16 protein-coding genes, 1 tRNA gene and 2 rRNA genes are annotated in these 19370 nt (G+C 40.4%); 17 read left to right on the top strand and 2 right to left on the bottom strand.

Annotated elements, in window-relative coordinates; translation table 11 throughout:
- The 7 genes from GWJ01_RS00565 to GWJ01_RS00535 all read left to right on the top strand — a co-directional run.
- Positions 1-1676, top strand: a 23S ribosomal RNA gene (locus GWJ01_RS00565); the annotation flags it as partial.
- A gap of 118 nt (positions 1677-1794) precedes the next feature.
- Positions 1795-1910, top strand: a 5S ribosomal RNA gene (gene rrf, locus GWJ01_RS00560).
- 50 nt (positions 1911-1960) lie between these two features.
- Positions 1961-2037: transfer RNA gene (locus tag GWJ01_RS00555), tRNA-Asp, on the top strand.
- 217 nt (positions 2038-2254) lie between these two features.
- Positions 2255-3040, top strand: a complete 786-nt coding sequence (locus GWJ01_RS00550; RefSeq protein ID WP_161710573.1) for an endonuclease/exonuclease/phosphatase family protein — start codon at positions 2255-2257, stop codon at positions 3038-3040.
- Positions 3041-3224: 184 nt separating this feature from the next.
- Complete coding sequence (locus tag GWJ01_RS00545) at positions 3225-4418, top strand: NAD(P)/FAD-dependent oxidoreductase (protein ID WP_109401386.1); 1194 nt, start codon at positions 3225-3227, stop codon at positions 4416-4418.
- A gap of 11 nt (positions 4419-4429) precedes the next feature.
- Complete coding sequence (locus GWJ01_RS00540; protein ID WP_109395436.1) at positions 4430-4828, top strand: hypothetical protein; 399 nt, start codon at positions 4430-4432, stop codon at positions 4826-4828.
- A 19-nt stretch (positions 4829-4847) separates the two neighbouring features.
- Entirely contained in the window at positions 4848-6029 is a 1182-nt protein-coding gene (locus GWJ01_RS00535; protein WP_109395437.1) for a methionine gamma-lyase, read from the top strand.
- Positions 6030-6101: 72 nt separating this feature from the next.
- Here the strand turns inward: GWJ01_RS00535 and GWJ01_RS00530 are convergent, their stop codons facing one another.
- Complete coding sequence (locus tag GWJ01_RS00530; RefSeq protein WP_109395438.1) at positions 6102-7469, bottom strand: amino acid permease; 1368 nt, start codon at positions 7467-7469, stop codon at positions 6102-6104.
- Between the two features lie 166 nt (positions 7470-7635).
- Here GWJ01_RS00530 and queE point away from each other — a divergent pair, with 166 nt between their 5' ends.
- Positions 7636-8307: a 7-carboxy-7-deazaguanine synthase QueE gene (queE, locus tag GWJ01_RS00525; protein ID WP_109401387.1), complete on the top strand. Its 672-nt coding sequence runs from the start codon at positions 7636-7638 to the stop codon at positions 8305-8307.
- A 78-nt stretch (positions 8308-8385) separates the two neighbouring features.
- On the opposite strand, the gene queD is transcribed toward queE, so the two are convergent.
- A complete protein-coding gene (gene queD / locus GWJ01_RS00520; RefSeq protein ID WP_161710572.1) occupies positions 8386-8751 on the bottom strand; it encodes a 6-carboxytetrahydropterin synthase QueD in 366 nt (121 codons plus the stop codon).
- 298 nt (positions 8752-9049) lie between these two features.
- Here queD and cysJ point away from each other — a divergent pair, with 298 nt between their 5' ends.
- The 9 genes from cysJ to ispD all read left to right on the top strand — a co-directional run bounded on the left by cysJ (position 9050) and on the right by ispD (position 19369).
- Complete coding sequence (gene cysJ, locus GWJ01_RS00515; RefSeq protein ID WP_109395440.1) at positions 9050-10876, top strand: NADPH-dependent assimilatory sulfite reductase flavoprotein subunit; 1827 nt, start codon at positions 9050-9052, stop codon at positions 10874-10876.
- A complete protein-coding gene (gene cysI / locus GWJ01_RS00510) occupies positions 10877-12607 on the top strand; it encodes an assimilatory sulfite reductase (NADPH) hemoprotein subunit (protein WP_161710571.1) in 1731 nt (576 codons plus the stop codon). It abuts the gene before it with no gap.
- Entirely contained in the window at positions 12604-13335 is a 732-nt protein-coding gene (locus GWJ01_RS00505) for a phosphoadenylyl-sulfate reductase (RefSeq protein WP_109401389.1), read from the top strand. The genes cysI and GWJ01_RS00505 overlap by 4 nt, the downstream gene beginning before the upstream one ends.
- Positions 13336-13540: 205 nt before the next feature.
- Positions 13541-14965 (top strand): siroheme synthase CysG, encoded by a 1425-nt coding sequence (gene cysG / locus GWJ01_RS00500; protein WP_109395443.1) that lies wholly within the window; start codon positions 13541-13543, stop codon positions 14963-14965.
- An 11-nt stretch (positions 14966-14976) separates the two neighbouring features.
- Positions 14977-15885 (top strand): sulfate adenylyltransferase subunit CysD, encoded by a 909-nt coding sequence (cysD, locus tag GWJ01_RS00495; protein WP_161710570.1) that lies wholly within the window; start codon positions 14977-14979, stop codon positions 15883-15885.
- Between the two features lie 11 nt (positions 15886-15896).
- Positions 15897-17348: a sulfate adenylyltransferase subunit CysN gene (gene cysN / locus GWJ01_RS00490; protein ID WP_161710569.1), complete on the top strand. Its 1452-nt coding sequence runs from the start codon at positions 15897-15899 to the stop codon at positions 17346-17348.
- Complete coding sequence (gene cysC, locus GWJ01_RS00485) at positions 17348-17962, top strand: adenylyl-sulfate kinase (protein ID WP_109395446.1); 615 nt, start codon at positions 17348-17350, stop codon at positions 17960-17962. The genes cysN and cysC overlap by 1 nt, the downstream gene beginning before the upstream one ends.
- Before the next feature lie 330 nt (positions 17963-18292).
- Positions 18293-18583 (top strand): cell division protein FtsB, encoded by a 291-nt coding sequence (ftsB, locus tag GWJ01_RS00480; RefSeq protein WP_036913758.1) that lies wholly within the window; start codon positions 18293-18295, stop codon positions 18581-18583.
- A 39-nt stretch (positions 18584-18622) separates the two neighbouring features.
- Positions 18623-19369: a 2-C-methyl-D-erythritol 4-phosphate cytidylyltransferase gene (ispD, locus tag GWJ01_RS00475; RefSeq protein ID WP_109395447.1), complete on the top strand. Its 747-nt coding sequence runs from the start codon at positions 18623-18625 to the stop codon at positions 19367-19369.
- Position 19370 lies beyond the last annotated feature (1 nt).

Here is a 19370-nt window from a genome sequence, read left to right as displayed (position 1 = left end):
ATGCTGGAGGTATCAGAAGTGCGAATGCTGACATAAGTAACGATAATGCGGGTGAAAAACCCGCACGCCGGAAGACCAAGGGTTCCTGTCCAACGTTAATCGGGGCAGGGTGAGTCGACCCCTAAGGCGAGGCTGAAAAGCGTAGTCGATGGGAAACGGGTTAATATTCCCGTACTGGTGGTAACTGCGATGGGGGAACGGAGAAGGCTAGGTTGTCCGGGCGACGGTCGTCCCGGTTCAAGCATGTAGGCAGAGTGATTAGGCAAATCCGGTCACTTAATGCTGAGGTGTGATGACGAACCACTAAGGTGGTGAAGCAATTGATGCCCTGCTTCCAGGAAAAGCCTCTAAGCTTCAGGTTACCAACAATCGTACCCCAAACCGACACAGGTGGTCAGGTAGAGAATACTCAGGCGCTTGAGAGAACTCGGGTGAAGGAACTAGGCAAAATGGTGCCGTAACTTCGGGAGAAGGCACGCTGGCGGTAAGTGAAGTCCCTCGCGGACGGAGCCGAAGCCAGTCGAAGATACCAGCTGGCTGCAACTGTTTATTAAAAACACAGCACTGTGCAAACACGAAAGTGGACGTATACGGTGTGACGCCTGCCCGGTGCTGGAAGGTTAATTGATGGGGTTATCCTTAGGGAGAAGCTCTTGATCGAAGCCCCAGTAAACGGCGGCCGTAACTATAACGGTCCTAAGGTAGCGAAATTCCTTGTCGGGTAAGTTCCGACCTGCACGAATGGCGTAATGATGGCCAGGCTGTCTCCACCCGAGACTCAGTGAAATTGAACTCGCTGTGAAGATGCAGTGTACCCGCGGCAAGACGGAAAGACCCCGTGAACCTTTACTATAGCTTGACACTGAACATTGAGCCTTGATGTGTAGGATAGGTGGGAGACTATGAAGTGTGGACGCCAGTCTGCATGGAGTCAACCTTGAAATACCACCCTTTAACGTTTGATGTTCTAACCTAGGTCCATAATCTGGATCGGGGACCGTGTCTGGTGGGTAGTTTGACTGGGGCGGTCTCCTCCTAAAGAGTAACGGAGGAGCACGAAGGTTGGCTAAGCATGGTCGGACATCATGCGGTTAGTGCAAAGGCATAAGCCAGCTTGACTGTGAGAGTGACGGCTCGAGCAGGTACGAAAGTAGGTCTTAGTGATCCGGTGGTTCTGAATGGAAGGGCCATCGCTCAACGGATAAAAGGTACTCCGGGGATAACAGGCTGATACCGCCCAAGAGTTCATATCGACGGCGGTGTTTGGCACCTCGATGTCGGCTCATCACATCCTGGGGCTGAAGTAGGTCCCAAGGGTATGGCTGTTCGCCATTTAAAGTGGTACGCGAGCTGGGTTTAGAACGTCGTGAGACAGTTCGGTCCCTATCTGCCGTGGGCGTTGGAAGATTGAGAGGGGTTGCTCCTAGTACGAGAGGACCGGAGTGAACGCACCACTGGTGTTCGGGTTGTCATGCCAATGGCATTGCCCGGTAGCTAAGTGCGGAAGAGATAACCGCTGAAAGCATCTAAGCGGGAAACTTGCCTCGAGATGAGTCTTCCCTGTCACCTTGAGTGACCTAAAGGAACGTTTAAGACTAAGACGTTGATAGGCTGGGTGTGTAAGCGTAGCGATACGTTGAGCTAACCAGTACTAATGAACCGTGAGGCTTAACCTGACAACACCGAAGGTGTTTTGTCTGAGAGACAAAGAGTAGATGAAGTAAGCTTGTTTTAAGATTGAAAATTGCTGGTTACGAAGAGAAATCGAAGTAACGGGTAATTAAACAGAATTTGCTTGGCGGCCATAGCGCAGCGGACCCACCTGAATCCATGCCGAACTCAGAAGTGAAACGTTGTAGCGCCGATGGTAGTGTGGGGCCTCCCCATGTGAGAGTAGGGAACTGCCAGGCATCAATTAAAGCGTTAGTGTTTAATAACATTAATCGCGCAAAGAATACGCGGAGCGGTAGTTCAGTTGGTTAGAATACCTGCCTGTCACGCAGGGGGTCGCGGGTTCGAGTCCCGTCCGTTCCGCCAACATTAAGAAACCTAAGTCTAATGACTTAGGTTTTTTTTTGCTTAAAAATTAGAATAAACCAAAAATTAATCAGAGATTTTTAAGTAAATATAACTATTATGTATAAAAATAATTACTTTTGTTGATTATAGTGTCCTTTTAAAGGGTGAGAGCGAAGCTTGCCTTTGGTATACTTCAGTTATAGCAAGAGATCTTGCTGTTTATCTGAGGTTGTTAATGGCGAAAAAACCGACTTATTCAGTGCGTTTTGTGGCAGGTCAACCTGTTGAAAGGATTGAGCCTAGCCCGCCTCTAAGTGAAAGAAAGGATACTCTGCCTATTGGAATGCCTCTTTATACAGAAGGCTCTCTAAAAATTGCGGTTTGGAATATTTATAAACAGCAACGACCCAATTGGCGTAATATGTTGGAAACGCTTTCAACAGATACACATTTGCTTTTGTTACAAGAAGCGCAAACCACACCAGAGCTTGTCCGTTTTGCTGGCACTCATCATTTAATTGCAGATCAAGTTCCTGCCTTGGCTTTTCAACAACACCCTGCAGGTGTGATGACATTATCAAGTTCCCATCCTATCTATTGTTGTCCTCTCAGGGAAAAAGAGCCCTTTTTAAGACTACCGAAATCAGCATTAATTACGGTATATCCGTTAATTACAGGTGATCATTTAATGGTCATAAATGTTCATGCGATTAATTTTAGTTTTGGTGTTGATGTTTATCAGCGTCAGTTAAGTAATTTATCTGTTCACATCATGCATCATAAAGGACCTATTATTTTAGCGGGTGATTTTAATGCGTGGAGTCGCCCAAGAGTCAATGTATTAAAACGTTTTGCGAGAACGTTAAGGCTTAAAGAAGTTATTTTTGATAACGATTGGCGTACAAAAGCCTTTGGTAAACCGTTAGATTATATTTTTTATCGAGGATTATCATTGAATAAAGCTGAAGTCTTAATCACAGATGCATCTGATCATTATCCTTTAATTGCGACATTTTATTAGTGAGTAATTATAATATTAGTTAATATTAAATTTTTAATATTTGAATTGCATGTAATTATATTATCTATTGATTAGATATATTATTTTATAGGTAGTTTATCTATCTATTTAATCTATTTGTTATATTAATAACTTTTACTATAATTTTTCCGTCTATCTAATATTACTGGGTATAGGAAATAAAATGCCAACAAAAAATATAGTTATTATTGGCGGCGGTACAGGCGGAACTATTCTTGCTAATATCCTAGCTAAAAAGTTAAATGACGAAATATTTTCAAATAAAATCAAAATAACGCTTATTTCAGATAATCCTAATCATTATTACAAACCTGCATTTATGTATATTGCATTCAATCTTTTTTTAAAAGAAGAGCTAATGCGATCAGAAAGGAGCTTATTAAGACCTGAAATTGAATTTGTTATTGATAAAGCAGAACGTTTTGACTTTAATAATAAAGTTATTTATTGCGAGTCTAATAAAAAATACAATTATGATTTTTTAGTTTTGGCAACTGGTTGTGTTCCTAGCCCCCATAGAATTGAAGGTTTAAAAGAAGCAGGAAATCATTTCTACCAATATGAAGCGGCTAGAACACTCGCTGATAAGTTAGCTAAAATTGAAAAAGGTCGTGTATTTATTACTGTTAGCTTCCCTGAAACACCTAATGTACCTCATCAATGTGGTATTGCTCCTATGGAGACTACATTGATGCTGGATGAGCTTCTTCGCCAACGTCGGGTGAGAAATAATATTGAGATTGTTTATACCTATCCTACGGTTGCTCAACTACTAAGAAACTGTCTGTTTATGCAACAAGAAGTTTGTGAAGTTCTTCCTGCAGTATTCTCTGAGCGAGATATTAAAGCTAAACGAGGCTTTACGTTAAGCCATGTTGATCCTGATAAGAAAATCGCTTACTCAAAAGAGGGCGAGGCAGAGCCGTTTGATATCCTTATGAGTACACCGCCAATTACTGCGGTTGAGGCGATCCGTAACACAGGCTTAAGTGAACATAATAATGGTGAAGGCTGGTTACCTACTGATCCTGAAACATTGCAAGTTTATGGGTTAAATCAAGTGTATGTTCTTGGTGATACGGTTGATTTACCGATTAGTAAAGCCGGTGGTAGTTGTCATAACCAAGCTGGTGTGATTGCAAATAATATCTGTGGTGAGCTTCGCTATGGTTATCCTGCTGCGATTTATGATGGTCGAGTGCAAGCTGTCGCACAAATGGGATTATCTGCAGGTATGCCATTACAGTATGACTATAAACATGACGTAATTCCTACACCACCAACAAAGTTGGGTGGGTTATTGCGTAATAGTTATAACCGAGGCTTATATTGGGCAACCGTTAGAGGATTATTATAGGGGATACAATAATGAGTGAAAATAATTTAAGCCCAGCAGACATTCAACTTTTATCTGATGAAGATAAATTACATCTTCAACATTTATTAGAAAAAGCAAGACCATTATTGGCATTAAAAAGGTTTGATAATATCGTCGATTTATTATCTTTAATATCAGATTCAATAGATATTATGGATAATGCAACAGTTGAAAAACTTTCGGTTGCATTTGAAGAAACATTAATTCCAGTTTGGGAATTAAGTGCTGCTTATAATATGGCAAAGAAAGAATCTATTTATCAAGATAAAAAATATACATTAGGTTCAACTTTCGCATTATTAAGAAACCCTGATACCCTTAAAGGAATTTCAATTATTCTAAGAACAGTTCAGATTATCGGGGAAAATAACCAACGAATAGAAAATTAATTAATATTTAGGAGATATAATGACGCAAAGTAATAAACATTTTAATACTCAAGCAATACATTATGGTTATTCTCCGTTAGATTCTCAGGGGGCATTAGTGCCTCCTGTTTTTCAAACATCTACTTTTGTTTTTCCAACTGCACAATATGGTGCTGATTGTTTTTCAGGAAAACAAAAAGGGCATTTTTATTCTCGGATCTCAAATCCTACATTAGAGTTATTAGAAAAGCGTTTAGCTCAATTAGAAAATGGTGAAGGTGCTGTTGTATTTTCATCTGGTATAGGTGCAATTACTTCTAGTTGTTGGTCATTGCTTAAACCTGGTGATGAACTTATTGCTGATATGACACTTTATGGCTGTACTTTTACGTTTTTTAATCATGGGCTCGCTAAATTCGGCGTTAAAATAAAGCATGTTGATTTAACTAACCTAGAAAAATTAAAAGAAGCGATCACAGAGAAAACAAAACTCATTTTCTTTGAGACTCCGGCTAATCCCAATATGCGAGTGAGTGATATTGCAAAGATATCAGAAATTGCGCATCAGCATAATATTTTAGTCATGGTAGATAGCACTTATTGCTCGCCTTATTTACAGCAACCTTTAGGGCTTGGCGCTGATATTGTAGTGCATTCTATGACTAAATATTTATCAGGCCATGGTGATGTAACAGCAGGTGCAATTATTACTACACATGCCCTAGCAGATAAAATACGAGTTGAAGGTTTAAAGGATATGACTGGTGCTTGTCTGTCTCCTCACGATGCCTCATTAATTTTACGAGGTATAAAAACGTTAGGCATAAGAATGGAACAGATCTGCCAAAATGCACAGCGTATTGCACAATATCTTGAAGATAATCCTAAAGTCGAAACTATTTATTATCCTGGGCTAGCTTCATTTCCTCAATACGAACTTGCTAAGCGTCAAATGCGTTTAGCTGGAGGTATGATCGCCATTGAGTTAAAGGGAGGAATAAAAGCAGGTCGAGAGTTTTTGAATCGCTTAAATCTTTTTAGTCGAGCAGTGAGTTTAGGAGACTGTGAGTCTTTAGCTCAACATCCCGCCACAATGACCCATGCTACTTATAGTGCAGAAGAACGACAAAGGCATGGTATTAGTGATGGTTTGATTCGATTATCAATTGGTCTTGAAGATGTGAATGATTTAATTGCTGATTTAAAACAAGCACTGGTTTAGTGAAGATCGCATAATAAAGAAAAAGGCTGTGAATTAATCCACAGCCTTTATTGTTTAACTCAGAATTGTGATTTATTTCTGAGTCATTCTTGGTTTGATACCTACATAGTAGCCAATAGTTAAAATAGCTACCCATACCATACCGACAACCAATGCCATTCTGGTTGACTCAAAATAGCCTAAGATTGCGATAACAAACGCCATAAAGACGATAGTCAGTGCAGGAGCTACAGGCCATAGTGGTACTGGGAATTTCAGTGTTTTCACTTCATCTGCACTCATCTTACGACGCATCGCAACTTGAGAAAGTAAAATCATTAACCATACCCAAACTGTTGCAAATGTCGCAATAGAGGCGATTAAAACGAAGATTTGCTCTGGGATTAGGTAGTTAAGTACTACGCCCAGTAACAAGACAACAGACATCACTAGCACTGTCATCCAAGGCACACCATTACGAGTGAGCTTCATAAAGGATTTTGGTGCTTGTCCTTCTTGAGCCATTCCGTACATCATTCGACCAGCACCAAAGATATCACTGTTAATCGCAGAGATTGCGGCCGTGATAACCACAAGGTTTAAGATATTTGCTGCTGAATTGATCCCTAGATTTGAGAAAATCTGTACAAATGGGCTACCGTTATGGCCGATTTGTTGCCAAGGGAAAATGCACATTAGAATGAAAATTGTCAGTACATAGAATAATAAGATACGAAACGGTACGGCATTGATAGCTTTAGGAATGGTTTTTTCAGGATCTTTAGCTTCACTGGCTGTAATACCAATTACTTCAATCCCACCAAACGCAAACATGACAATGGCGAGCGAGGCGATAACCCCTTCAATACCATTTGGCATAAAGCCACCAAACTCCCATAAGTTAGAAATACCAATAGGGTGTTCAGTTTGTTGCCCAAAGCCATACATCATAATGACAACACCGCCAATTATCATGGCGATAATTGCAGTGACTTTAACAATAGAAAGCCAAAATTCCATTTCACCAAATATCTTCACATGGCAAAGGTTTAAGGCGCCAATAAAGCAAACGATGCCTAATACCCATATCCATTGATCAACATCTGGGAACCAGAGTTTCATATAGAAACCAAATGCCGTGACGTCAGCTAAACAGACAATCAGCATTTCAAAAACGTAGTTCCAGCCCGTTAAGAAGCCGGCTAAAGGCCCCATATAATGGCTTGCATATTGTGAGAAAGAGCCTGCAACAGGATGATGAACTGCCATTTCACCTAATGCACGCATAACCATAAATACTGCTGCACCACCAATAAGGTAAGCAAGCAATACAGCTGGACCCGCTTTCTCAATGGCAGCCGCAGAGCCATAAAATAAACCTGTACCGATTGCAGAGCCTAGCGCCATGAAACGAATGTGCCGCCCTGATAATCCTCGTGAAAGTTGATTCTCTTTTTGCATCTAAAGTATTCCCATCTCTGTCCAACGGAGGATATCTATCCTCTTTTTCAGTGTCTTCTCGCACGTTAGCTATTCAAAACAAACCATGTACCTTATCATAAAGCCTCTTACGGTGAGATAGTTATCTGTAATAATCATCAGCATTCATTGGATATCAGAGTTTCTTATGCAATACCCCATTAATGAAGTGTTTCAAACCTTACAGGGTGAAGGTGTTTTTACTGGCGTTCCTGCACTTTTTGTTCGATTACAGGGTTGTCCTGTAGGTTGTAGTTGGTGTGATACCAAACATACTTGGCAAAAAGAAGACCAAAAAAAAGTTCCTCTTGGTGATATTCCTATTAAAACGCAAGAAAGCGATGCTTGGGGAGAAGCCAGCGTTGCTCAGATTTTATCACTTTTCCAACAACAAGGTTATAGTGCAAAACACGTGGTTATCACAGGAGGCGAGCCTTGCTTATATGATTTACGCCCTTTAACCGAAGGGCTTGAGCAAGCAGGTTTCGCCTGTCAGATAGAAACCAGTGGTACTCACGATATTTTATGTAGTGAGAAGACTTGGGTGACACTTTCCCCAAAAGTGGGTATGAAGGGGGGCTTTAAGGTATTAACCAGCGCAATTAATCGTGCTAATGAGATAAAACATCCTGTTGGACGTGAAAAAGATATTGAAGCGTTGGATGCCTTACTGACATTACGCACAGAGCATCCCGCACCTGTTGTTGCTTTACAACCTATTAGTTGTAAAGAGAGTGCGACGGCATTATGTATTAAAACCTGCATTGAGCGTAATTGGCGTTTCTCAATGCAAACGCATAAATATTTAAATATTGCGTGATCGTGTTTTTAATATAAAAAATCAGCCAATAAAGGCTGATTTTCTTTTAGGTGATAACGGTTTAATGTTAAACCCGATTTACTCACCGCGATAAATACATCCTGCTGTACACGTCTCTTTCACCATCACCGTAGATAATAATGGCAATGACGGTTTTACTTGTTGCCAAATCCATTTTGCCAGCACTTCGCTGGTCGGATTTTCTAGGCCTTCAATTTCATTAAGGTAGTAGTGATCTAGACGCTCAAGAGTAGGTTTAAATGCGGCTTTCACATCAGCAAAATCAATAAGCCAACCTGAATGTGCATCAACTTCACCTGTTAGCTCTAATCTAACAAGAAAGGAGTGCCCATGAAGACGTCCACATTTGTGGCCTTCAGGAACATGTGGCAAATGGTGGGCTGCTTCAAACTGAAAATCTTTAAAGATGGTGGTTGTCATCAAAACTCTCTTGACTTAATTAGTAAAAAAAAGACACAAATAGTACGAAGTCTACCAGTGTAGCCGATTTAGCGTATCACGCCTAATCTCCCTTAATCTTAATGGCTTATTATGTTCCTTTTTGCTTATTGATTATATTGGTAAAGGAAACCGATAAATAAATTTAGCATTTAAGGTTATTAGATAGAGCCAACAGGTCTTTAATTCATCTTCTAGTCGTGGGATACCCTCTCAATATTAGAAATATTATCAAAGAACAATAAAGCACAGATAAGTGCTTCGCTTTTTTAAGGCAGGATAAATGAGCAATCAACCTCCATTATTATCAATGCTTCCATTAACACCGGAACAATTGAATAAATTACAGGATGCAACAAAAGATCTCTCAACAGCGCAGATTGCGTGGTTATCTGGCTATTTGTGGGGACAGCTTAATCCTTCTGTTGTATCCGCATCGACAGTGGTTACCTCTGCAACAGTTACCTCAGCACTCGTACCAGAGCAGGAAACCATTACATTGATCTCTGCTTCTCAAACGGGTAATGCGCGTCATCTTGCTGAACAGTTACGAGATAATTTGGTTGCTCACAAATTGAATGTAGAACTATATTCCGCAGGTGAATATAAGTTTAAGCAGATCCATAAAACAACAACCTTGATCATCATTGCATCTACGCAAGGTGAAGGTGATCCCCCTGAAGAAGCAATTGCTTTTTATAAATATCTGAACTCTAAAAAAGCGGCTGAAATGAAAGGAACGTCTTATGCAGTATTGAGCTTAGGTGATACATCGTATGAGCATTTTTGTAAGGCAGGAAAAGACTTTGATGAGCGAATTGCACAACTAGGTGCAACACGTTTATTACCAAGAGTTGATGCTGATGTTGAATATCAAGCTATTGCGGATGAATGGATAGAGCAGCTTACAGGGATCTTAAAGGCAAAAGTTCCGACACAAAGTACACAAGTCTTACAACAAACACAGTCAGGTACAACAGATACGATTGAGGCATCTATTTATCATCGAGATGCCCCTTTTACTGCCACATTACTGACTAATCAAAAAATTACAGGCAGAAATTCAGATAGAGATATTCGCCATATTGAAATCAGCCTTGAAGGTTCTGATTTGCAATATCAACCAGGTGATGCACTGGGCGTTTGGTTTAATAACTCACCTGAAAAAGTTGATGAACTTATTACTTTGTTGTGGCTAAGGGGTGATGAACCTGTCACGTTAAAATCTCAAACATTCACCTTAAAAGAAGCGTTACAGAACCATTGTGAGCTAACTCAAAATAGCGCACCTATCGTAAAAGCCTATGCCCAATTGACGCGTCATGAAGATCTATTGTCATTAGTAGCTGATAAAACCAAGCTTCAGCAATATGCAGACAAACATCCTATTAATGAGATGGTACGCCAATATTGTGCTCAACCTGCTGCACAAGATTTTGTTGATATTTTACGTCCACTGACTCCTCGTCTTTACTCTATTGCATCGTCACAACAAGAAGTCGAAGACGAAGTACACCTTACTTTAGGAGTTGTACGTTACGACGTTAATTCTCGAGCTTATACCGGTGGAGCTTCTGGCTTTTTAGCGGATAGATTGAAAGAAGGCGATAGCATCAATGTTTTTATCGAAAAAAATGCGCATTTTCGCCTACCTGAAGATAACACCACCCCTATCATTATGATTGGCCCAGGTACAGGCATTGCACCTTTTCGAGGTTTTATGCAACAGCGCGATCATGACGCTGCAACAGGTAAAAACTGGTTATTTTTTGGTAATCCTCATTTTGTAGAAGATTTTCTCTATCAAGTGGAATGGCAACGTTATGTCAAAAGCGGTCTGCTAACTCATATCGATTTAGCATGGTCACGAGATCAAGCACATAAAATTTATGTACAAGATAAATTACGTGAACGTGGTAGTGAGATTTGGCAATGGTTACAACAAGGCGCTTATCTTTATGTCTGTGGCGATGCGTCACGAATGGCAAAAGATGTTGAACAGGCGTTGTTAGATATTGTGATGGAGTATGGCAATAAAAATATTGAAGAAGCAGATGAATACTTAAGTGAGCTACGCCTAGAACGGCGTTATCAGAGGGATGTCTATTAAATGAAATCACACACTCAAGCACCCTTAGTGGTTGAAGGGAAACTGGCTGATAGTGAACGCATGAAAAAAGAGAGTCATTTTTTACGCGGCACTATTACAGAAGACTTACAAAATGGTTTAACGGGTGGTTTTGAAGGCGATAACTTTCTATTGATCCGCTTTCATGGCATGTATCAACAAGATGACAGAGATATTCGCGCTGAACGTGCGGAGCAAATGTTAGAACCTCGTCATGCAATGATGCTACGTTGCCGCTTACCTGGGGGTATTATTTCGCCTAAACAGTGGCTTAGTATTGATAAGTTTGCGACTGAAAATACGCTTTATGGCAGTATTCGTATTACCAATCGTCAAACATTTCAATTTCATGGCATTTTAAAGGGCAATGTAAAACCTGCTCATCAAATGTTGGTGGCAACAGGTCTGGATGCTTTAGCGACAGCGAACGATGTTAACCGTAACGTGTTATGTACTTCAAACCCAGTGCAATCTTCATTACACCAAGAAGCGTATGAGTGGGCGAAAAAAATATCAGAACATCTGTTACCCCGCACCCATGCTTATGCGGAAATTTGGTTAGATAAAGAGAAAATCGCAACAACAGACGAAGAGCCTATTTTAGGAGAAACCTATTTACCACGGAAATTTAAAACCTCGGTGGTGATCCCGCCTCACAATGATGTTGATCTTCATGCTAATGATATGAATTTTATTGCGATTGCTGAAAACGGGCATTTAGTTGGTTTTAACGTGCTTGTGGGTGGCGGTCTTGCAATGACACATGGCGATAAAAATACTTTTCCTCGCTTAGCCAGTGAGTTTGGTTATATCCCTATTGAGAAGACATTGGCAATTGCAGAAGCCATTGTGACGACTCAACGTGATTGGGGAAATCGAACTGAACGTAAAAATGCAAAAACAAAATATACACTGGAACGTGTTGGTATAGAGACATTTAAACAAGAGGTTGAACGTCGTTCTGGAGTAATTTTTGAGGCTATTAGAACTTATGAATTTACCCATCGAGGTGATCAAATCGGTTGGTTAAAAGGTGTTGATAATAAATGGCACCTAACTTTATTTATTGAAAGTGGGCGATTGATTGATACGCCAGATACTCCATTAAAAACAGGCGTGGCGGAAATAGCCAAAATTCATCAAGGTGATTTCCGACTGACTGCTAATCAAAATTTAATAGTGGCAGGTGTATTAGAGAGTGAAAAAGCCAATATTGAAGCGATTGCTCGTCGATATGGTTTGATGAATAGCCAAATTACACCACTGCGTGAACATGCGATGGCGTGTGTTTCTTTCCCAACTTGCCCATTAGCGATGGCAGAAGCTGAACGCTTTTTGCCTTCATTCACCGATATCCTTGATAGTTTGATGACAAAACATGGTGTGAGTGACGAGTATATTGTTGTGCGTGTAACAGGATGCCCGAATGGTTGTGGTCGGGCTATGTTGGCAGAAGTTGGGCTGGTGGGTAAAGCACCTGATCGTTACAACTTGTATTTAGGGGGAAATCGCATTGGGACACGTATTCCTAGAATGTATCGTGAAAATATTACCTCGCAAGAAATCATTGCAATACTGGATCCACTGATTGGTGAATGGGCAATTTCTCGTCATAACAATGAAGGTTTCGGTGATTTTCTTATCCGCACTGATGTTGTTAAACCTGTACTGAATTCAGCGATTGATTTTTATGAAGTGCAGGAGGCGGTATGAGTTTATTTCAGCTTGCTTCGCTAAAACAGTTACCTGTTGAAGAACAAACACATGCTTTGAGCGAGATTAATCAACAGCTAGAGCAATTAAGCGCCATTGAACGGGTTATTTGGGCTTTAGAACATTTGCCTAAAGCCTATGTATTAAGCTCTAGTTTTGGTATTCAAGCTGCGGTATGTCTGCATTTAATCACTCGGCAATATCCTGAAATTCCTGTGATTTTGACTGATACAGGTTACCTGTTTCCTGAAACCTATCAATTTATTGATACATTGACTCAGCAGTTACAACTTAACTTGAAGATCTATCGAGCTGAAATATCTTCATCTTGGCAAGAAGCGCGCTATGGCAAACTTTGGTTAGAAGGCATTGATGGTATTGAACGTTATAACCAGATAAATAAAGTAGAGCCGATGGAAAGGGCGTTAAAAGCATTACAGGCTCAAACATGGTTTGCAGGTCTTCGCCGACAACAAGCTAAAAGCCGTGAACATTTACCAGTGCTTTCAATCGCAAAAGGGATCTTTAAGTTTTTACCTATCGTTGATTGGGATAATAAGCAGGTCTATCAATATCTTAAAGAGAACGACTTACCTTATCACCCTTTATGGGAACAAGGCTATCTCTCTGTAGGAGATACTCATACAACCCGAAAATGGGAAGAGGGTATGAGTGAAGAAGATACACGATTTTTCGGCTTAAAACGTGAGTGTGGATTACACGAATAACGTCATTATCTACCAATAAATAATTGGGGGAATAGAGCTTATCTATTGCCCTTTTTGCCATTTTTAAAATTATAACTATTTGAAAAAACTTTATTTTTCCTTATTCCTTTCAGTTCCATCACATAGCTTTTTGTCATTTCATAACTTCTAAAGCACCTTTTATAGTCGTTAGTTATAAAGTGAACAACGAAGGTGAAATGCGCGTATGGATTACCTACCCTTATTTGTGGAATTAAAAGAACGCCCAGTGTTATTGGTTGGTGGTGGTCATGTTGCTGCGCGTAAAGCTTTGCTGTTGTTAAGAGCTGGCGCTCGCTTAAGGGTGATTGCACCTCAGTTGTGTGATGAATTACACCTCGCCTATCAGCAAGATAAAATTGAATGGGTATCAGCAAAATATCAATCTGAACATCTATTAGGAATGATGCTTGTAATTGTAGCCACTGATGACAGTGTGCTTAATCAGCAAGTTTATCTTGATGCACAAGCACGGCATATTTTTGTCAATGTGGTGGATTCACAACCTCAATGCTCATTTATTTTTCCTGCCATTATCGATAGAAATCCTATTTTGATTGCCATTTCATCAGCAGGAAAAGCACCTGTTTTAGTGCGAATGATCCGTGAAAAGTTAGAAGCCTTATTGCCAAGTTCATTAGGCGCAATGGCGACAATAGCAGGAAAATGGCGCAACAAAGTGAAACAGCACTTAGAGACTTTTCAAGCTCGTTGTCGTTTTTGGGAGCAAGCTTTCAGCGGTAAATTTGCTTCTTTAGTGGCAAGCGATCAATTAGCACAAGCAGAAGCCTTGCTTGAACAACAATTGAAACAAAAAGAGTGCCAACAAGGCGAACTTGCATTGGTTGGGGCTGGTCCCGGTGATGCAGGGTTATTAACACTGCGCGGTTTACAGGTTATTCAACAAGCTGAAGTTGTGCTCTACGACAGTTTAGTGAGCCCAGAGGTTTTAGAGCTTGTTCGCCGTGATGCTGACACTATTTGTGTAGGTAAAAGAGCGGGACACCATAGTGTTTCTCAAGAAGAAACCAATGCACTTATTGTGAAATATGCGCAACTTGGTAAACGCGTTGTTCGATTAAAAGGTGGCGATCCCTTTATTTTTGGACGTGGTGGTGAAGAAATTGAAGTTGCTATCGCGCATGGGATCTCTTTTCAAGTTGTACCGGGGATCACTGCAGCGAGCGGAGCTAGTGCCTATGCGGGGATCCCGTTAACCCACCGACAATATGCTCAAAGTGTCACCTTTATGACAGGGCATTGTAAAACGGATGGGATCGAGCCGGATTGGGCATCGTTAGCGCAAGCTAACCACACTCTCGCTATTTATATGGGAACAGCAAAAGCAGAGCTTATTAGCCAGCGTTTAATCAAACTAGGACGTTCTCCATTAACGCCTATCGCGGTGATTAGTTGTGGCACTCGTGGTGATCAGCAGGTCTTCACGGGAAATCTAACACAATTAGCGCAGTTAGCTGAAAAAGCACCGACTCCCGCTTTATTAATTGTGGGAGAAGTCGCTGCACTACATCACCAACTTGCGTGGTTTGGTGATAGATACGCTTATCAATCCTTACCGTCACTCCATTCACCTTTGGTTCATTTTGCCTAAACGAGGTTGTTATGAATGAAACACAGTTAACCCATCTTCAGCAATTAGAAGCAGAAAGTATTTATATTCTGCGTGAGGTTGTCGCTGAATTTGAAAATCCCGTCATGCTTTATTCAATAGGCAAAGATTCCTCGGTGATGTTGCATTTAGCTCGTAAGGCATTTTATCCCGCGAAATTACCTTTTCCTTTGTTGCATGTTGATACGGGCTGGAAGTTTCGAGAAATGTATGAATTTCGAGATAAAACGGCTAAAGAATATGACTTTGATCTTAAGGTTTATCGAAATCCACAAGGGGTAGAACTTGGGATCAATCCGTTTATTCATGGTAGTGCAAAACACACAGATATCATGAAAACCGAAGGACTAAAGCAAGCCTTAGACAAATATGGGTTTGATGCGGCATTTGGTGGTGCGCGCCGTGACGAAGAAAAATCACGAGCTAAAGAACGTATCTATTCGTTTAGAGATAGAAAGCATCGCTGGGATCCGAAAAACCAACGCCCTGAATTATGGAAAAACTATAACGGACAGATTAATAAAGGTGAAAGTATTCGTGTGTTTCCGTTATCTAATTGGACAGAACTCGATATTTGGCAATATATCTATTTAGAAAATATCGACATCGTTCCGCTCTATTTTGCAAAAAATAGGCCGGTTATTGAACGAGATGGTACTTTAATCATGGTAGATGACGACAGAATCGATCTAAAACCCGGTGAAGTGATCTCACAGCAAAAAGTAAGATTTAGAACGCTGGGATGCTGGCCATTAACTGGTGCCATTCATTCACAAGCAGAGACTCTACCGGCCATTATTGAAGAAATGCTGATTTCCACCAGCAGTGAACGACAAGGGCGTTTAATTGACAGTGATCAGTCGGCATCGATGGAACTGAAAAAACGCCAAGGTTATTTTTAATCGGAGGAAATATGGGACTTTTAGCCGTAAAAACGAATCAGCTTGTTGCAGGTGAAATCGCGCAACAGGGCGGTGTAGAGCGCTATCTCAAGACTCAACAGAATAAAGGATTACTGCGATTTCTAACCTGTGGCAATGTCGATGATGGAAAAAGCACATTAATAGGACGTTTACTTCATGACACAAGGCAGATCTATGAAGATCAGCTTTCTACATTACAAAATGAAAGTAAAAAGATCGGCACTCAAGGTGAAAAGCTCGATCTTGCTTTGCTGGTGGATGGATTAGCGGCAGAAAGAGAGCAAGGGATCACTATTGATGTTGCTTATCGCTATTTTTCAACTTCAAAGCGTAAGTTTATTATTGCTGACACACCGGGACATGCTCAATATACCCGCAATATGGCGACAGGTGCATCAACAAGTTCACTTTCTATTCTGCTGATCGATGCTCGAAAAGGCGTACAAGAACAAACACGGCGACACAGTTTTATCAGCACACTCCTTGGGATCCGCCATTTAATCGTTGCAATCAATAAAATGGATCTAGTGGATTATCAGCAAGCAACCTTTGATTCGATCCAACAAGATTATCTTCATTTTGCCGATCAACTCCCAACGGATCTAACCATTGAGTTTGTTCCTATTTCTGCCCTTGATGGTGACAATGTGGTTTCTTCCTCATTAAATATGTCTTGGTATCAAGGAAAAACGTTGCTTTCATTATTGGAAGATGCGCCGGTTAAATTAGGTTCAGACGTGCAACCACTGCGTTTCCCTGTGCAATATGTGAATCGTCCAGATTTAGATTTTAGAGGATACAGCGGTACGGTGTCTTCGGGCGTGCTTTATCAAGGGCAACAAATCAAAGTACTACCTTCAGGAAAACAGACAACGATTAAACGTATTGTCACTTTTGACGGTGATTTAACACAAGCCAAAGCAGGGCAAGCAATTACACTGGTTTTGGCGGATGAAATTGATATTAGTCGTGGGGATATTATCGTTGATGATAACGATACAACCCCCAATATTAGTACTCATGCATTAATTGACGTAGTGTGGATGTCAGAGCAACCTTTAGTACAAGGGCATACTCTAGACATCAAGATCGTAGGCAAAAAAAGCCGCGTCAAAATAGAGAATATTCATTATCAAGTGGATGTGAATAAGCTTACTCAACAAGTTACGGATAACTTAAGTTTAAATGCAATAGGTAGTGTTGAAGCCTCATTTGAAGAGCCATTAGTGCTGGATAACTATCAAACCAATGCCGATATGGGCGGGCTTATTTTTATTGATCGACTAAGCAATGTCACTGTTGGTGCTGGACTTATTCGAGAAACAAGAGATAACGCGATACAAACCACGACACAATATGATGCTTTTGAAATCGAGTTAAACCAGCTTATCCGTCGCCATTTTCCCCATTGGGGAGCAAGAGATCTTCTTGGAGGAAAATAGTGGTGATAAGCAACGATATTGTTTGGCATCCCCATAAAATTGGATTAAATGAACGCGAATCACAACAAACACACAAAGGATGTGTGCTTTGGTTTACAGGCTTATCTGGCTCTGGTAAATCCACACTTGCCGATGCGCTAGAACAAGCGCTTTATCATTACTCACAAAAGCATTCACTCATCCATACTTATCTATTAGATGGAGATAACTTACGTTATGGATTATGTCGTGATCTTGGATTTAGTGCAGAAGATAGGCACGAAAATATCCGTCGTGTGGGTGAAGTGGCTAAATTGATGGTAGATGCGGGACTGATTGTCTTAACGGCTTTTATCTCGCCTTACCAAAAAGACAGACAACAAGTTAGAGATCGTTTTGAGCAAGGAAGATTTATTGAGATCTTCGTTGATACGCCACTTTCTGTTTGTGAAGCCCGTGATCCGAAAGGACTTTATCAAAAAGCAAGACGAGGTGAGATAAAGGAATTTTCAGGTATCGATTCGCCTTATGAACGGCCCATTGATCCCGAATTACATTTAGACGGCACACTTCCTATAAATACCCTTATCCAACAAATCACCACATACTTACGGCAAAAAAAAATTTACTGTTAATTTTATGATGGCATTAAATTATCTCTACACACCCCCACACAAAAAGGGAGGATGTGTAGAGATAATGTATGTATTTAAAGTAAAATATGCATATTACGCCATACTATTTCAAATGCGACTTACGCATTAATTAAGAGCCCATTTATTTATAAATAACCCCCATAGCACTTCATCTTAATAAGAAAAAATTAAACCTTAATCTGAATTTTATAGAAGTCATCCACGTTTATAGTGAGGATAATGGGAATAATAATGTAATATATTCCAGCACTTTTGTGGCGTCTGTGGTTGAGTTGTGGGATGATTAGCCCATTAATCTTGGGGGTGGTAATGGGGAAATTAACAGTCTTACTTCTGATTTTACTTGGCTGGCTACAATATTCATTGTGGTTAGGTAAAAATGGTATCCATGATTACAACAAAGTAACTCAAGAAGTTGAATCTGCATTGGCGCAAAATACGCAGCTAAAAGAGCGTAATGATCGTCTATTTGCAGAGATTGATGACCTCAATGGCGGGCAAGAAGCGTTAGAAGAGCGTGCTCGTAGTGAATTAGGAATGATAAAGCCTAATGAGACATTTTTCCGTATTGTGAGCGATAAATCTCAACCACGTCGTTAATTTATTGAATTAATAGTGTGTCCTGATACAAATATCATAATGAATATAACAAACTCTACTCTTCCTATTGTTGCCGTTATTCCGGCAGCCGGTATCGGAAGTCGAATGCAATCAGTCTGCCCAAAACAATATTTGAAGATTGGCGGATTGACTATTCTTGAACATACCATTAATGCCTTATTGAAACACCCACGTATAACGCAAATTATCGTGGCAATCAGCCCTAATGACAGCTACTTTCACACTTTACCTTTAGCGCAAGATAAAAGAATAATTACGGTTGATGGTGGTGGTGAACGCGCTGACTCCGTATTGTCAGGTTTAGAATATGTCACTCAACATTTTCCTGAAAACACATGGGCATTAGTTCACGATGCAGCAAGACCTTGCCTACATTTTGGCGATCTTGATCATCTAATTAAACTCATTGATGAAAACGTGATGAAACCTCACTTTTGTGGTGGCATTCTTGCGACACCGGTTCGCGATACAATGAAACGTAGTCATCACCAAGATAACCATATTGAACAAACAGTAGAAAGAACAACGCTATGGCATGCTTTAACGCCACAATTCTTTCCTGCATTGTTATTAAAACAAAATATAGAAAATGCACTCTCTCAAAAAGCAACGATCACTGATGAAGCCTCAGCGATGGAGTTTGCTGGATATGAACCTTTATTAGTCAAAGGTCGTGCAGATAATATCAAAGTTACTCAGCCAGAAGATTTAGCGCTTGCAGAGTTTTTCCTCTCACGCCAAATCATCAGTATAAGGAACACATAAT

The organism is Proteus sp. G2618 (assembly GCF_009915995.1).
GTDB lineage: Bacteria > Pseudomonadota > Gammaproteobacteria > Enterobacterales > Enterobacteriaceae > Proteus > Proteus terrae.
This window is presented reverse-complemented; position numbering and strand designations above follow the sequence as displayed.

What these genes read in the sequence shown, in the direction of transcription:
- GWJ01_RS00550 (WP_161710573.1), top strand. Translation starts at nt 2,255, where the DNA reads ATGGCGAAAAAACCGACTTATTCAGTGCGTTTTGTGGCAGGTCAACCT.
- GWJ01_RS00545 (WP_109401386.1), top strand. Translation starts at nt 3,225, where the DNA reads ATGCCAACAAAAAATATAGTTATTATTGGCGGCGGTACAGGCGGAACT.
- GWJ01_RS00540 (WP_109395436.1), top strand. Translation starts at nt 4,430, where the DNA reads ATGAGTGAAAATAATTTAAGCCCAGCAGACATTCAACTTTTATCTGAT.
- GWJ01_RS00535 (WP_109395437.1), top strand. Translation starts at nt 4,848, where the DNA reads ATGACGCAAAGTAATAAACATTTTAATACTCAAGCAATACATTATGGT.
- GWJ01_RS00530 (WP_109395438.1), bottom strand. Translation starts at nt 7,469, where the DNA reads ATGCAAAAAGAGAATCAACTTTCACGAGGATTATCAGGGCGGCACATT.
- queE (WP_109401387.1), top strand. Translation starts at nt 7,636, where the DNA reads ATGCAATACCCCATTAATGAAGTGTTTCAAACCTTACAGGGTGAAGGT.
- cysJ (WP_109395440.1), top strand. Translation starts at nt 9,050, where the DNA reads ATGAGCAATCAACCTCCATTATTATCAATGCTTCCATTAACACCGGAA.
- cysI (WP_161710571.1), top strand. Translation starts at nt 10,877, where the DNA reads ATGAAATCACACACTCAAGCACCCTTAGTGGTTGAAGGGAAACTGGCT.
- GWJ01_RS00505 (WP_109401389.1), top strand. Translation starts at nt 12,604, where the DNA reads ATGAGTTTATTTCAGCTTGCTTCGCTAAAACAGTTACCTGTTGAAGAA.
- cysG (WP_109395443.1), top strand. Translation starts at nt 13,541, where the DNA reads ATGGATTACCTACCCTTATTTGTGGAATTAAAAGAACGCCCAGTGTTA.
- cysD (WP_161710570.1), top strand. Translation starts at nt 14,977, where the DNA reads ATGAATGAAACACAGTTAACCCATCTTCAGCAATTAGAAGCAGAAAGT.
- cysN (WP_161710569.1), top strand. Translation starts at nt 15,897, where the DNA reads ATGGGACTTTTAGCCGTAAAAACGAATCAGCTTGTTGCAGGTGAAATC.
- ftsB (WP_036913758.1), top strand. Translation starts at nt 18,293, where the DNA reads ATGGGGAAATTAACAGTCTTACTTCTGATTTTACTTGGCTGGCTACAA.
- ispD (WP_109395447.1), top strand. Translation starts at nt 18,623, where the DNA reads ATGAATATAACAAACTCTACTCTTCCTATTGTTGCCGTTATTCCGGCA.